15 protein-coding genes are annotated in these 12,770 nt (G+C 71.5%); 6 read left to right on the top strand and 9 right to left on the bottom strand.

Going from position 1 to position 12,770, the window contains the following annotated elements; all coding sequences use genetic code 11:
- Window positions 1-375: 375 nt before the first annotated feature.
- A complete protein-coding gene (gene zapE / locus C8263_RS13090; protein ID WP_107138569.1) occupies window positions 376-1,380 on the bottom strand; it encodes a cell division protein ZapE in 1,005 nt (334 codons plus the stop codon).
- Between the two features lie 2 nt (window positions 1,381-1,382).
- Window positions 1,383-2,081, bottom strand: a complete 699-nt coding sequence (locus C8263_RS13085) for a S4 domain-containing protein (protein ID WP_199188398.1) — start codon at window positions 2,079-2,081, stop codon at window positions 1,383-1,385.
- Window positions 2,082-2,160: 79 nt separating this feature from the next.
- Here C8263_RS13085 and C8263_RS13080 point away from each other — a divergent pair, with 79 nt between their 5' ends.
- The 3 genes from C8263_RS13080 (at window position 2,161) to C8263_RS13070 (ending at window position 3,631) form a co-directional block, all read left to right on the top strand.
- The gene (locus C8263_RS13080; RefSeq protein WP_233218810.1) at window positions 2,161-2,571 is read left to right on the top strand and encodes a DUF3197 domain-containing protein; all 411 of its coding nucleotides are present in this window, start codon (window positions 2,161-2,163) and stop codon (window positions 2,569-2,571) included.
- A gap of 80 nt (window positions 2,572-2,651) precedes the next feature.
- Window positions 2,652-3,179 (top strand): DinB family protein, encoded by a 528-nt coding sequence (locus tag C8263_RS13075; protein ID WP_107138568.1) that lies wholly within the window; start codon window positions 2,652-2,654, stop codon window positions 3,177-3,179.
- Complete coding sequence (locus C8263_RS13070; RefSeq protein WP_107138567.1) at window positions 3,176-3,631, top strand: hypothetical protein; 456 nt, start codon at window positions 3,176-3,178, stop codon at window positions 3,629-3,631. The genes C8263_RS13075 and C8263_RS13070 overlap by 4 nt, the downstream gene beginning before the upstream one ends.
- A 52-nt stretch (window positions 3,632-3,683) precedes the next feature.
- Here the strand turns inward: C8263_RS13070 and C8263_RS13065 are convergent, their stop codons facing one another.
- Window positions 3,684-3,962: a hypothetical protein gene (locus C8263_RS13065; RefSeq protein ID WP_107138566.1), complete on the bottom strand. Its 279-nt coding sequence runs from the start codon at window positions 3,960-3,962 to the stop codon at window positions 3,684-3,686.
- A 438-nt stretch (window positions 3,963-4,400) separates the two neighbouring features.
- On the opposite strand from C8263_RS13065, the gene C8263_RS13060 reads away from it, so the two are divergent.
- The gene (locus C8263_RS13060; RefSeq protein ID WP_233218809.1) at window positions 4,401-4,910 is read left to right on the top strand and encodes a hypothetical protein; all 510 of its coding nucleotides are present in this window, start codon (window positions 4,401-4,403) and stop codon (window positions 4,908-4,910) included.
- Window positions 4,907-5,551 carry a ComF family protein gene (locus C8263_RS13055; protein WP_233218808.1) on the top strand — a complete coding sequence of 215 codons (645 nt, stop codon included), beginning with the start codon at window positions 4,907-4,909 and terminating at the stop codon, window positions 5,549-5,551. Before C8263_RS13060 ends, C8263_RS13055 begins: the two co-directional genes overlap by 4 nt.
- 82 nt (window positions 5,552-5,633) lie before the next feature.
- Here C8263_RS13055 and C8263_RS13050 read toward each other — a convergent pair whose 3' ends face one another.
- From C8263_RS13050 to C8263_RS13030, 5 genes are all read right to left on the bottom strand, one after another.
- Entirely contained in the window at window positions 5,634-6,170 is a 537-nt protein-coding gene (locus tag C8263_RS13050; RefSeq protein WP_107138565.1) for a DUF1684 domain-containing protein, read from the bottom strand.
- A 4-nt stretch (window positions 6,171-6,174) separates the two neighbouring features.
- Window positions 6,175-6,372: an RNA-binding S4 domain-containing protein gene (locus tag C8263_RS13045; RefSeq protein ID WP_107138564.1), complete on the bottom strand. Its 198-nt coding sequence runs from the start codon at window positions 6,370-6,372 to the stop codon at window positions 6,175-6,177.
- A gap of 205 nt (window positions 6,373-6,577) precedes the next feature.
- Window positions 6,578-7,090 carry a hypothetical protein gene (locus tag C8263_RS13040; RefSeq protein WP_107138563.1) on the bottom strand — a complete coding sequence of 171 codons (513 nt, stop codon included), beginning with the start codon at window positions 7,088-7,090 and terminating at the stop codon, window positions 6,578-6,580.
- The gene (locus C8263_RS13035) at window positions 7,087-7,536 is read right to left on the bottom strand and encodes a hypothetical protein (protein WP_233218807.1); all 450 of its coding nucleotides are present in this window, start codon (window positions 7,534-7,536) and stop codon (window positions 7,087-7,089) included. Before C8263_RS13035 ends, C8263_RS13040 begins: the two co-directional genes overlap by 4 nt.
- The gene (locus tag C8263_RS13030) at window positions 7,533-8,507 is read right to left on the bottom strand and encodes an Ig domain-containing protein (RefSeq protein WP_107138562.1); all 975 of its coding nucleotides are present in this window, start codon (window positions 8,505-8,507) and stop codon (window positions 7,533-7,535) included. The genes C8263_RS13035 and C8263_RS13030 overlap by 4 nt, the downstream gene beginning before the upstream one ends.
- A 126-nt stretch (window positions 8,508-8,633) precedes the next feature.
- Between C8263_RS13030 and C8263_RS13025 the strand changes: the two genes are divergently transcribed.
- Complete coding sequence (locus C8263_RS13025; RefSeq protein WP_107138561.1) at window positions 8,634-11,546, top strand: insulinase family protein; 2,913 nt, start codon at window positions 8,634-8,636, stop codon at window positions 11,544-11,546.
- A gap of 194 nt (window positions 11,547-11,740) precedes the next feature.
- Here the strand turns inward: C8263_RS13025 and C8263_RS13020 are convergent, their stop codons facing one another.
- Complete coding sequence (locus C8263_RS13020) at window positions 11,741-12,736, bottom strand: MBL fold metallo-hydrolase (RefSeq protein ID WP_107138560.1); 996 nt, start codon at window positions 12,734-12,736, stop codon at window positions 11,741-11,743.
- Between the last annotated feature and the right edge of the window lie 34 nt (window positions 12,737-12,770).

Genomic DNA, 12,770 nt, shown 5'->3' with positions numbered 1-12,770 from the left:
CACGGAGCGACCACCTCGGCGACTCTTCCTGTTGCTGGAGCAGGTTGGACGAGGTAGACCACTCCCACTTTATGTGGCCTAAATGCCGCTCAGAACGGCAAATTATGTCCGAGTCAACGGACTACCACTAAGTAGCTCGCTGTTGATCTTGAGATCAACCGAGCGGAGCGAGTATCGAAAAAAGTACGTTGCACCGGGAGTGGAGACTTTGCGGTGCTCTCCTGCAAAGTCGTAACGTGAGGTGCAACGTCCTTAACTTCACGCTGGGCCCATCCGCTTGACCCTGAACCGCGGTTGCGCCCGGTGGGGACGGCGTCCATAGCCCCCGGCTTCCCTGCAGCGCCGCTGCAGGCCACTGCCCCCAAGGTCCCTCCCCTACCCCGCGCGCGCCTCCTGCAACACTTCCGAGAGCCGGGACAGGCAGCGGCTGTACTTCTTCGCATACGCCCCGTGCCGGTACGTGTCAATAAACAGTCCCCCCAGGCCCTGCCCGGTGAACCCGGCCGGCAGCCCCAGGTCGTACAGCTTGTCAATAAAGTGCACAAAGCGCAGCGCCACGTTCTGGTCGGGCATGGCACTCAGGTCGGTCACGCCCACCGCGCCCACGCCCTGCAGCAGGCGGGCAAAGCGGCTGGGGTGCACATTCAGCAGGTGGCGGCTCAGGTCCCGGTGGCTGATGTGTGCCAGGGTGGCCGGGTTCTGCCGCGCCTCCCAGGCCGCGTATTCTCCGGCGCTCAGGGTGTCTTCGGGCCGCACGCCGCGCTGGCGGTAGTCGGGGCCGTCAATGCGGTGGGTTTCAAAGCGGCGGGCAATGCCCTGAATCTGCCGCTGGAAGTCCGTGGCGTTGAAGCGCCCCTGGCCCAGGGCGCCGGGTTCGGTGTTGCTGGTGGCAACCACACTGGTGCCCCCCGGCATCAGCTGGCCCAGAAAGGTGTTGGCCATGTGGGTGTTGCCGGGGTCATCCAGCTCGAATTCGTCAATCAGGAGCAGGTCGTGCTGACGGAAGGCGTCCACCGCCCGCGTCATGCCCAGCGCGCCGATGATGTACATCAGGTCCTGAAAGCTCATCAGGGCGGCGGTGCCCTGTGCGGCGTGCCACGCGCTGGCCAGCAGGTGCGTCTTGCCCACCCCGAAGCCCCCGTCCAGGTACAGGCCCCGGCCCTCGGGCTTGGCGCGCCGGAACAGCCGGAAGCCCCCAGGCCGCACCTGGGCACCTTTCAGAAACGCCTGCACAGCGGTGCGGGCCCCCGCCTGACTGGGGTAGTCGGGGTTGGGGTGGTACGTCTCGAAGCGCACCTGCGCGTAGCGCGGACTGGGCGCCAGTTCGGCCGTCAGGTCGCTGGGGTTGGGCACCGGGTTGCGGGCCGTAAGGTCAATCACGGTTACTTGTGCACGTCCAGTTCCACCTTGAAATTGCCGCGCCGGGTTTCGTTCACCACACGCTTGAAGTCAATGCGGCCCAGGCCATCGGCGCTCAGAGAATCGCCCTCGCGGATCTCGCTGCTGGCCCGCGCGTGGCTGCCGTTCAGGCGCACCTTGCCGCCGTCAATGCCCTGCTGAAAATAGGCGCGGCTGACCCCAAACCCCTTGGCGCCCACCACGTCCACCCGCATGGAGGGCACCACGACCTCGCGCACCTTGCTGCCCCGGCCAGCACTCTCGCCCACGGCTTCCACCTCCACCGGGCGCCCGCCCAGTTCGGTCAGGTCGGCCAGCGCCTGCGCGGCCTTGCCGGTGGCCGCCACCAGAAAGGCGCCGCGTTCTTCACGCAGGTCGCCCAGCTGCTCTTCTTTCAGGCCCAGGCTCCGCAGGTGCACGCTGAAGTCCTGCAGGTCCCAGCCGGGGCCGCCCGCTTCCGGGGTCAGGCGAAACACGGCCACGCCGCTATCCACCTCGGGAATATGGGCGGGATACAAGGTGAGCACCACGCGCCGGGCATCGGGAAAGCCGCCGGCCAGCCGGTGTTTCAGGTCGTCGCCGCTCAGCAGGCGGCGGTCAATGTCGTCCCCATTTAAAAAAGGGGTGCGCACGACCCGGCCGCCCCGGGCCTGGGCGATCAGGGTGGGGAGGGCAGTGTTCATGGCCGTCAGGATAGTGCGCCGGGGCCGCCGGGATGGCGCCGCGCTCCGGGGGCCGGGTGCGGGGGCTATGCTAAGCGGCGTGAACCTGCCCGATCCCCTGGGGATGCCCGGCGCGCCGCGCGAGACGTGGGCCGCCGTGCAGGCCCATGTCCAGACCCCCGCACCGCGCAGCGGCCAGCTGATTCTGGTCACCGACTGGCAGGGCGAGCGCCAGCGCGCGGCCTACGGGGCGCTGCTGGAGCGCGGCGCCGACCGGGTGGTGGTGGCCCGCGCCTTTGGCCCGCACTTTGGCCCGGCGGGCGTTTCGGCCCTGGCTGAACTGGTGGCCTGGGCCGTGGGCGCCGGCCTGACCCTGCGTGAGGCCGTGCTGCCGCCCCCCGACGCCGCCCAGTTGCTCTCCGAACCGGACGCGGCCCTGGCAGCGCGGGCCGTGGCGGCCAGTTCGCCCCTGGACCCGGGCGTCTTTCTGCCGGGGACCGGGCGGCTGTAGCGCGCCAGCCCTCAGGCGCCTGGGGGCTGGCCACACGGCCTGAACACCGCCAGCAGCGCACGCTGCCTTACACTGCGCCCATGCCTGTTCCCCTTCTGGACCGCGCCGCACTGGCCCCCATGGGCGACACCCCGGCGGCGGTGCGTGCCCGCCTGCTGAGCGAACTGGACCAGTTCGAGGCCCATCTGACCCAGCGCCAGGCCGACTGGACCCGGGTGCAGCCGGGCCGCGACTGGACCCCGGCCCAGGACGCCGAGCATGTGGCGCTGATCAACGAGGCCATTGCCCGGGTGCTGAGCCTGCTGCTCTCGGAGCGCGCGCTGCGCCCCGCGCCCCAGACCCCCGGCGACCTGACCTCTGATGGTCGCCGCAGGGCCCCCGCCGCTGCCCTGCCCAGTGACACGGGCCTGCCCTGGGCCGGGTGGCCGGCGCGCTGGGCCCAGGGCCGCGCGGCGCTGGAAGCCGCCACGGCCGGGCTGCGCGCCACCCCGGGCCGGACCCTGTGGCACCCCTTTTTCGGGGAACTGGACGCCCTGGACTGGGCCCGCATGGTCACGGCGCATCTGGCCGGGCACCGCCGGGCGCTGGAACGGAGCGTGCGCGCATGACCGGGCGCCCCTCTGGCCCGGCGGGCCCCACCTCCACCCGCACCGACAAGGGCGTGCGCGGCTTTGAGCTGGACGTGCATGTGGCCTTTACGCACCCGCTGCCCCAGGCGCAGGCGCGCGCCGCTCTGCTGGTCCTGGAGGGCCTGACGGTGGACCTGTACCAGCCACATCCCTCGCCCCTGCACGCCGACCCACAGGCCACCCCCGACCCGGACGCCGGGGTGCCGTCGGCCCGCCTGACTGGCCTCCTGGCCGACCCGGAGCTGGTGCGCGCCGGCCTGACCGCGCTGCTGGGAGGCCCGGCGCGCTATGTGGAGGTGGGGGTGCGCGGCTTTCTGCGCAGCGCCCACGGCCAGACCGAGTGGATGCCCTGGCGGCGCAACGCGGTGCTGCCCCGGGCCCAGGTGGCAGCCGTAACTTTTGAAGAGGGCGTGCGCTTCGTGTTGGAGTGACGGCCACGCGGGGGTCAGCTGGAGCGCCTAGGCGTAAGGGTGGGCGCCGCGATCAGGCGCTGAGCGGCAGCACCACGGCGCGGGCCTTTTCGCCGCGTGCGGCGGGGCGCAGGGTCAGCACCAGCACGCGGGTCTCGGGGCGCAGCAGGTAGGGCAGGGCGCTATGGTCCAGGGCACTCAGGGCGCACGCGGCCTCGGCAGGCGGAATGCCGCGCAGCACCACCACCGCGCGGGTGGCGCCCGCATCGGCCCAGATGTCGGCCAGCCCCAGCTCATCACGGCCCTGGCCAGAGCGGTATTCAAAAGGGTGGGCGCGGCGCAGCAGGTGCATGGGTCTCCTTGGACAGGGGGCAAGAGGGCGAGCAGACCGGCGGGCGCCCAGGCCAGCAGCGGCGCGGGGCAGAAGCACCCTGGAAAGACGTGTGCCCACAGCTTAGAAGGCCAGCCGGTGGCCTTTGTCCCCTGTGCGCTCTGGTCCTGCCTGGGTAGGGCGAGCATGCCCCGCCTGTGTTGGACGGGGGTGAATGCGGCGTGTGCGGGCCTGGGGCGCCCCTCATGGACAGCGGTGGATAGGCTGGCTCCTGCGCCTGCCCCTTGCGGCCATTCCTGGCCCCCGGCTCCGTCTGCACGCGGCCCCGGCCCACGCGGGGTGCATGAGGAGAATCCCAGGGGCGGGCCGCCGGGCGCCGCCCTAGAATGGGCGCGTGACCCGCCGGCCCCTGGTGCCCCCTGTCTGCTGGCCGCTCCTGGCACTGGGCCCGGAGGCCCGGTGAGCGCCCCCGTCTCCGAACTGCTGCGCGAATACCAGGAGTACGTGCTGGCCTACCGCCTGCGCCGCGCGGTGGGCGGGCGCGTGACCCCGGCGGGCGAGCAGCTGTCACTGGCCGGATACGCGGCCCTGCGCCTGGAACGGCAGGCGCTGGCGCGGCGGCTGGTGAGAGGGGGCCTGGAACCTGCACGGCTGCGGCAACTGGACGCCCTGTCCGATCAGCTGATGTTCGGCTTCTGGCTGAATCCGGCCGAGGTGGCGGCCTTTCTGCGCGCCGCCATCCGCGAGGGGGGGCACCCGGCGCTGGGGGACCCCGCCGCCTTTGCCGCCCTGCTGACCCCGGCCGAGCGCGCCCGGCTGGGCGAGGCGGGCGTGGCCCAGGTGTGCGCGCACCACCTCGCCTGTTTTGCCCTGGCGGCCCCCATGCTGGACCCGGACGGTCTGCACACAGCGTGGCAGCGCATTGAGGCCACGCGCCCGCCCCTCTTTCTGGACGAGCTGGGCGCGTGACTGGGCCGCTGCGCGCCCGGCTGGCCGGGCTGGCCCGCGCCCTGTTGCCCCGGCCCTGTCCCGGCTGCGGCGCGCAGCTGGGGGCCCAGGCCGGGCTCTGCAGTGACTGCCGCGCGGCGTTGCGCCCGCAGGTCTGGGCCCACAGTCCGCTGCGCCCACACCCCGCGCCCCACCTGCTGACCCTGGGCCCCTACGCCGGGGTGCGCCGCCGCGCCGTGCGCGCGCTGAAGTTTGGTGGGGCCCGCGACCTGGCCCCCGTGCTGGGCGCTGCGCTGGCGGCCGGGGTGCCGCCGGGCTGGGAGGTGGCGGCCGTGGTGCCGGTGCCCCTGCACCCGGCGCGGCAGCGCGAACGCGGCTTTAACCAGGCTGAAGCCCTGGGCCGCGCCCTGGCCGAGCAGCTGGGCGTGCCGTGCGTGAATGCCCTGCGCCGTACCCACGCGGGGGCCCAGCAGGCCCGCCGCCGCGCCGCCGAACGCGAGGACCTGCAGGGCGCCTTCGGGCGCAGCGCTGCCCCGCTGCCCCCGGGCCCGGTGCTGCTGATAGATGATGTGCTGACCACCGGCCGCACCGCGTGGGCCTGCCAGGAAGCCCTGCAGGCCGCTGGCGTTTCCGTGGTGTATGTGGCCGTGGTGGCGAGGTAGGGCGGCAGGAAGCGGGAGGCAGGAGGCGGCGCGCGGTCCCCATCTTTTCCTGCTCCCCGCGCGCCGCCTCCTGCCTCCCCGCCTACCCCAGCTTCTCCCCGGCCGCCACCTGCTCAGGCAGCCAGTTCTCGCGGGGGGGCAGGGGGCACACCCAGGCCGGGCTGTAGGCGCAGTAGGGGTGGTAAGCCAGATTGAAGTCCAGCCGGATCAGCGGGCCGTCGCCGCCCAGCTGCCAGTCCACCGGGGCGTCTACGTAGCGGCCGGCGCCGTAGGTTTCCATGCCGCTCGTGGCGTCCCGGAAGGGCACGAAGACGCGCGCCGGGCGGTTCTCGCCCAGGGGGGCAAAGACCAGCAGGGTGTGTTGCCCTCCCGGCAGGGGCACCGTGACCTCGGCAAAGCCCGCCATGGTCCGTGTCTCGCCGGTGTTGGTCGCCAGGGTCACCTCTGTGCCCGCGTCCTGGGGCCGCAGGGTCAGGGGCAGCGTAAACGCCCAGGCTTCGTCCGGGGGGTAGTAGTGCAGGCCCTGAAAGGTGGCCGCCTCCACCGGACCGCCCCCAGCCGCGAAGTGCTCGTCCTTGCGGCGGCGGTAGTCCAGCACGGCATCCTCGTAGGCGCCCACGGCCCTACCAGTCCACCGTCACGCGGTGCCCGGCGTATTCCACCACGTCGCCCCGGCGCAGCTTCTTGCGCCGCCGCGTCTCGATGTCACCGTTCAGGCGCACCTCGCCGCCCTGCACGCGGAATTTGGCCTCGCCGCCGGTTTCCACCAGCCCGCGCAGTTTCAGGAAGTCCTGCAAGTCAATGGTGTCGTCGCCTGTCATGCCCGGCAGCGTAGCAGGGCGGCGGGGGCGGCAAAGGTGCGCGCCCAGTCCCGCCCCGGAACCAGGAACTCATACAGACTCCGACCAGTGCAACAGCAGTTCCATCCGAGCGGCGCGGGAAAGAGCCGGCCGGGCGCCCCTCGGGGCATGAAGCCGACCAGCCGGAACAGGCCCGGCTGGTCGGCGCAACAGACGGCCGTCCGTCTCAGGGCTTGTACTGGGCGCCGAACAGGCGCACGTCGGCGTCATCCACCTTGCCGTCGCCGCTCAGGTCACCTACCGGGGTGGTCTTGCCGTGGTTGGCCATCAGCAGGGCCAGGTCCGTCAGGTCAATCCGGCCGTCGCCGTTCAGGTCGGCGCCGCTCAGGCGGGTGCGGGCAGCGGCGGGGGTCCACTCGGTCAGGCGCAGTTCGCGCGCCAGCTCGGCGCGGATGGCCTCCTGCAGCGGCAGCGGCCCACGCGGATTGAATTCAATGCGCCGCTCGCCGTTCACGGTCACCACGCGCGCCGCCACATCCGGGTTGAAGGGGGCCGCGCCGCCCAGCGCCAGGATCACGCCGCCGCTGGCGTCCAGGGTCACGGGCAACTCGGGGGTGCTCAGGGCGCTCAGGGCCTCGCGCACGGCGCGGGTCAGCTCCTCGCCCTGGGGGCGCAGTTTCACGCTGGCCGCCTGGGCAGACGCCAGCAGCAGCGCGGCCAGCAGCAGCGCCCGCTTCACCGCTGCCCCCGCGCGCTCAGAATGGCCTCGCGCAGTTTGACCGGATCGGTGATGGTACCGGCCTTCACCGATCCGCCGCTGACCGCGTACAGGCCCTGGTTGAAGCCCACAAACGGACTGTCCAGCCGCGCCGTGTACAGCAGGGCCACCACCTCCTGCCCGGCTGACAGCGGGGGCAGGTCGGCCAGGTCCTTCAGTACGAACAGCGCCGGGGCCCCCTCGTGCTGTGGCAGCCGCGCCGGGTCGCCGGCAATGGTCTCGGTCACCGTCAGCGGATAGACACTGTAAATCAGCTCGCCCACCCTGACCTCGGCCGCCGGGCCCAGCTTGGCGCGCACAATTACCTCGGCCTTTTTCGCCTGCTGCTCCAGGGTCAGGGTGGGGGCGGTGGTGGCCGCCGCCAGAGGCGCGGCGCCCAGCAGGGCCGCCAGCCACAGCGCCCTCACTTGCCACCGCCCGGCGCAGGGAGTGGGGTGACGGGGGTGGTGGTGGGCGTACCAGTCCCTGTTGTTCCGGTCCCCGTTCCAGTCCCGGTGCCCGCCGGGGTGCTCCCGGGTGCGCTCGGGGCGGCTTTCTGCTCGGCGGCCTTCTGTTCCGCCGCCTTCTGCTCCGCCGCTTTCTGTTCTGCTGCTTTCTGTTCTGCCGCCTTCTGTTCAGCGGCTTTCTGCTCGTCCAGCTTCTTCTGCTCGTCGGGGAAGAGTTTCTGCGAGAGCAGCTTGCCCTCACCGTCGCGGGCCTCGTAGGCCAGGGTGGGGGCGGCCAGGGCGACGGGGCCCGTGGGCTTCACAGTCAGCAGGGCCACGCGGGCGCCGGTGCGCGGCACAGTCTTGAAGCCCAGGTCCACCACCACGCGGCTGCCCTGCTGTCGCCAGAACAGCACGTTGTTGCCCTCGGGCTGGACCCGCGTGACAATCACGCCGGCCGGCAGGTCCCAGGCAAAGCGCGCCGCCCGCACGCTGCGCGGCGCGGTGATGGTCAGCGGAATGCGGGTCTCACCGCGAATCTGCCCGGCTGGCAGGGTGGGGGCCAGGCTCAGCGGCGGCAGGTCCTGCACATTCAGGGTGATGGTGCGGCTCTTGGTGCTGAGGGTGGAATCGGTCACCTCCACGGTAAAGGTATAGGTGCCGGTCTTTTCCGGCTTGCCGCTCAGCTGCTGGCCCTGCAGCGTGAGGCCCGGGGGCAGGGTGCCGCTGACCTTGCGCACCGTGTACGGCCCCGCGCCGCCCGAGACGGTCAGGGGCGCCGCATAAGTTTCATTGACATAGGCGGGCGCCAGGCCAGCCGGCGACTCCACGAACTGCAGCGGGTCGCGCCCGCCCGTGGCCGAGGTGCCGGTCAGGCTCTGTCCGCAGCTGGCCAGCGTGCCAGCCACCAGCAGGGCCAGCAGCGCGCGGCCCAGGGGACGGTGAGGTGTCATAGCGGGCAGTGTACCTGCCGCCCCCCCGGCAGACCGTGAGCCGGGGGTGTGGAATGCGGGGCGTGCGGCGGCCACACCGGAAGGCATCTGGCCGTTCGGCGCGCAACCCTGCTCTAGACTGCCCCCATGACCGCCACTCTTCCGGCTGCCCCGCGCGTGGGCGAGCGCCTGGGCCGCTACACCGTGCAGCGTGTGGAAGCGCTGCCCGAGATGCAGGGCACGCTGGTGCTGCTGACCCACGAGCTGGGCGCCCGCCACGCCCACGTGATTCGCGCTGACGACAACGCCACCTTTGGCGTGACCTTTCCCACCGTGCCCAAGGACAGCACCGGCATCGCGCACATTCTGGAACACGTGGCCCTGATGGGCAGCCAGCGCTACCCGGTCCCGGACCCCTTCTTTGCCATGCTGCCGCGTTCGCTGAACACCTTCATGAACGCCATGACGGCCAGCGACTGGACCACCTACCCCTTTTCCACCCGCAACGAGAAGGACTTTTTCAACCTGCTCTCGGTGTATCTGGACGCGGCCTTTTTTCCGCTGATGCGCTACGAGAGCTTCCGGCAGGACGGTCACCGCCTGGAATTTGAAACGCCCGACGATCCCAGCACGCCGCTGAAGCTGCAGGGCGTGGTGTACAACGAGATGAAAGGCGCCATGGCCAGCCCCGGTTCGGTGCTGTGGCGGGCCTTTGGCAAGGCGCTGTACCCGGACCTGACGTATGCCAACAACTCTGGCGGGGCGCCGAATGAGATTCCCCACCTCACCTACGACGCCCTGCGCGCCTTTCACGCCGCGCACTACCACCCGGGCAACGCCTTTTTCTACACCTACGGGCAGCTGCCGCTGGAGCGCCTGCTGCAGGAAATCGAGACGCAGGTGATGGTCCGCTTCTCGCCGCAGACGCTGGACGTGCAGATTCCCGACCAGCCGCCCTTCGGGGCGCCCCGGCGCGAAACGGTGACCTACCCCAGCACCGACACCGAGCGCGGCGCGCAGGTGGTGGTGGCCTGGAAGCTGGGTCACAGCAGCGACCCGCACCAGAACCTGCGCTGGAGCGTGCTGAGCGACGTGCTGCTGGGCAACCCGGGCGCGCCCCTGACCCGCCCGCTGATCGAGTCCGGGCTGGGCGGCGCCCTGAGCGACCTGAGCGGCTACCGCGACAACTTCCGCGAAGGCGCCTTTGGCGCGGGCCTGAAGGGGCTGCCCGCCGGACAGGCAGGGGCCGTGGAAACGCTGGTGCTGGACACCCTGCGCGCCATTGCCGAGGGGGGGCTGGACCCCGAACTGATTGAAAGCAGCCTGCATCAGTTCGAGATCATGCAAAAGGAGGTGAGCAACGCCGGGCAGCCCTACGGCCTGCAGGTGATGTTCCGGCTGCTGGGGCCGTGGCTGCACGGCGGCGACCCGGTGACGGGCCTGCGCCTGGACGACGCCCTGAACGCCCTGCGCGCCGATCTGGCCGCGGGGCCGGTGTTCGAGCCCATGCTGCGCGGGCTGCTGGACAACCCCCACCGCGTGACCCTGGAACTGGCCCCCGACCCCGCCCTGGCCGCGCAGGTAGAGGCCGACGAGCAGGCCCTGATCGCGCGCCTGAGTGCCCACTTCACCGACGAGGACCGTGCCCGGATTGTGGCCGAAAGTGCGCGCCTGAAAGAGGTGCAGGCCCAGCCGTCTGACCCCAGCGTGCTGCCCACCCTTACGCTGGCCGACGTGCCGGCCAGCGTGGCGGCCGCACCCTACACCACCGAGCAGCTGGGCGCCGTGACCGTGGCCCGCGCCCCGCAGCCCACCGGCGGCCTGAGTTACCTGGACCTGCGCCTGCGCCTGCCCGAGCTGCCCGGCGACCTGCTGGAGGTGCTGCCGCTGTACGCCTTTGCGGTCACCCGCAGCGGCGCGGCCGGGCAGGACTACGTGGCCCTGGCCCGCCGCCTGGAAGCCGTGACCGGCGGCGTGAGCGCTGGCGTGGGCGTGGGCACCCCACCCGACGACCTAAACCGCGTGCGGCTGGCCCTGACCTTCAGCGGCAAGGCCCTGTCGCGCAATGCCCCGGCGCTGGTGGCGGTGCTGCGCGACCTGCTGAGTGCCCCCGAGTTCACCCGCGAGCGGCTGGAACAGCTGCTCAAGCAGCGGCTGGCGGGGTTCAAGGCCGGGGTGGTGGCCAGCGGCAACGCCTACGCCGAGCGCCTGGCCGAGGCCCAGCTGAGCCCGGCGGGCGCGCTGCAGGAGCGCCTGAGCGGCCTTTCGGCCCTGGCCACCCTGAAGGGCATCGTGGAAGGAGGCGGGCTGGACGCGCTGCTGGAGCGCTTTGACCGCCTGCGGGACCTGATTCGCCAGGGCGAGCCCCTGCTGCTGCTCACCGCCACCGAGGCCGACCTGGGGCTGGACCTGAGCGAGCTGACCAGCGTGCTGCCCGGCGGCGTGGCCGGACATCCCGCCCCCGCCCTCTCGCCGCGCACCCCGCAGGCGCGCACCACCGACACGCCCGTGTCGTACAACGCCGCCGCTTGGCAGACGGTGCCCTACACCCACCCCGACAGCCCGGCCCTGCTGGTGCTTACGCGGCTGCTGCGCGCCGAGTACCTGCTGCCCGAACTGCGCGAGAAGGGCGGGGCCTACGGCGGCGCGGCCAGCTTCGAGCCGCGCACCGGCCTGTTTGCCATGAGCAGCTACCGCGATCCGCACATTGCGCGCACCTTCGGCATCTTCCGCGAGGCCCGCGCGTTTCTGGCCGCCCCGCAGGAGGCGCGCACGCTGACCGAGGCGATTCTCTCGGCCAGCAAGCTGCTGGACCCCCTGACCAGCCCCGACACCGCCGGACAGCTGCGCGTGTTCAGTGACTACGCGGGCTATACCCCCGAGGTGCAGGCCGCGTACAAGGCCCGCCTGCTGGCCGTGACCCTGGACGACCTGCGCCGCGTGGCCGACACCTGGCTGACCCCGGAGCGGGCCGCCTACGGCGTGCTCACCGGCCGCGACCCCAACGGGCAGGACGGCGTGGCCGAGCTGGGCCTGCGCTTTGAGGTGGCGGAGGTGTAAAAAAGGGGCCATGAGCTTTGGGCCATGAGCCCTGGGGAGGTCAGGGTTTGGGTTCATAGGGCCTGCCGCCCGGCACAGCACAGGGGAGGCGTGATTGACGCCTCCCCTTCTGGCAGCTTCAGAGCCTTTGAACTCCCCTCAGCCCCCCGGCCTTCCCTCATGGCCCATGGCTCAGAGCCCAGAGCCCTTTCCCCTTAGCTCCAGTTCCACACCGTCGGTTCATACTCATACGAACGGGCATTCAGGCGGCGCAGGTGGCCGATGGCGTGGAAGGGGAAGTGGTACCCCGTGACCCACAGCTTCTCGGTGGCAATGCGGTCAAAGATGACCTGCCGGGTGCGCGCGGCCTGCGCGCCGTCGGTGTCAAAGCCAATGTAGGCGCCCTGATGCTTCAGGGACAGCAGAAAGTGGCCGGCGGCGTCGCCCAGCACCATCACGCCATTCGCGCCGCTGCCGGCCAGCACGCTCAGGTGCCCGGCAGTGTGGCCCGGGGTGGCCACGCTGGTTACGCCCGGCACAATCTCCTGGCCGGCCTGAATCAGCCGGAACCTGTCTTTCAGGGCGATCAGGTTGGCCTGCACCGACGCGCTGGGGCTGGCCTGGCTGGCCCAGAAGCGGTATTCCGCCTCGCCCATCACATGCTGGGCATTGGCAAAGGTGGGTGCGCCGTTCGTGGTCAGCCCGCCGATGTGGTCGCCGTGCCCGTGGGTGATAAACACGGTCGTGATGCTGGCTGGGTCTATGCCGGCGCGGCGGAGGTTGGCCACCAGCTGCCCGTTCGCGCCGCCGCGCCCGGTGTCCACCAGCACGCGCTGGGCACCCATGTCCAGCACCACCGGGTTGAAGTGGTTGACGGTGTTGGTGGCGGCCACGCTGTATTCGGCCAGCGTAGCGGCAAATTCGCCCTGCCGGTCGGGGTTGGCGCCCCAGGTGGGCAGCACGGCGGCCAGCGGCGCGGTGCCGTCACTCAGCACCGTCAGCGTCATGTCGCCAATCTTCTGGCGGTAAAAGCCGTTGCCGTTCATGGGCATGGCGGGAGCGGCGGGGGCCGCCGGGGTGGCGGGCGTGGCGGGGGCCGTCTGGGCATGGGCCAGCGGCGCAGCGGCCAGCACCGCGCCGGCCGCCCCCAGGAGGCGCAGGGCTTCGCGGCGGGGCAGGGCGCTGGGTGCGGTGGAATCGGTATCGGACATGGCAGGACCTCCTGAAAGAGACGAAATGGCGCAC

It is taken from the genome of Deinococcus arcticus, assembly GCF_003028415.1.
Taxonomy (GTDB): Bacteria; Deinococcota; Deinococci; order Deinococcales; family Deinococcaceae; genus Deinococcus; species Deinococcus arcticus.
Note: the sequence above shows the minus strand (reverse complement) of the source record. Positions and strands in the feature narration are given on the sequence as shown.

Coding starts and splice junctions, on each gene's coding strand:
- C8263_RS13085 (WP_199188398.1), bottom strand. CDS start 2,081: ATGAACACTGCCCTCCCCACCCTGATCGCCCAGGCCCGGGGCGGCCGG.
- C8263_RS13075 (WP_107138568.1), top strand. CDS start 2,652: ATGCCTGTTCCCCTTCTGGACCGCGCCGCACTGGCCCCCATGGGCGAC.
- C8263_RS13070 (WP_107138567.1), top strand. CDS start 3,176: ATGACCGGGCGCCCCTCTGGCCCGGCGGGCCCCACCTCCACCCGCACC.
- C8263_RS13065 (WP_107138566.1), bottom strand. CDS start 3,962: ATGCACCTGCTGCGCCGCGCCCACCCTTTTGAATACCGCTCTGGCCAG.
- C8263_RS13045 (WP_107138564.1), bottom strand. CDS start 6,372: ATGACAGGCGACGACACCATTGACTTGCAGGACTTCCTGAAACTGCGC.
- C8263_RS13030 (WP_107138562.1), bottom strand. CDS start 8,507: ATGACACCTCACCGTCCCCTGGGCCGCGCGCTGCTGGCCCTGCTGGTG.
- C8263_RS13025 (WP_107138561.1), top strand. CDS start 8,634: ATGACCGCCACTCTTCCGGCTGCCCCGCGCGTGGGCGAGCGCCTGGGC.
- C8263_RS13020 (WP_107138560.1), bottom strand. CDS start 12,736: ATGTCCGATACCGATTCCACCGCACCCAGCGCCCTGCCCCGCCGCGAA.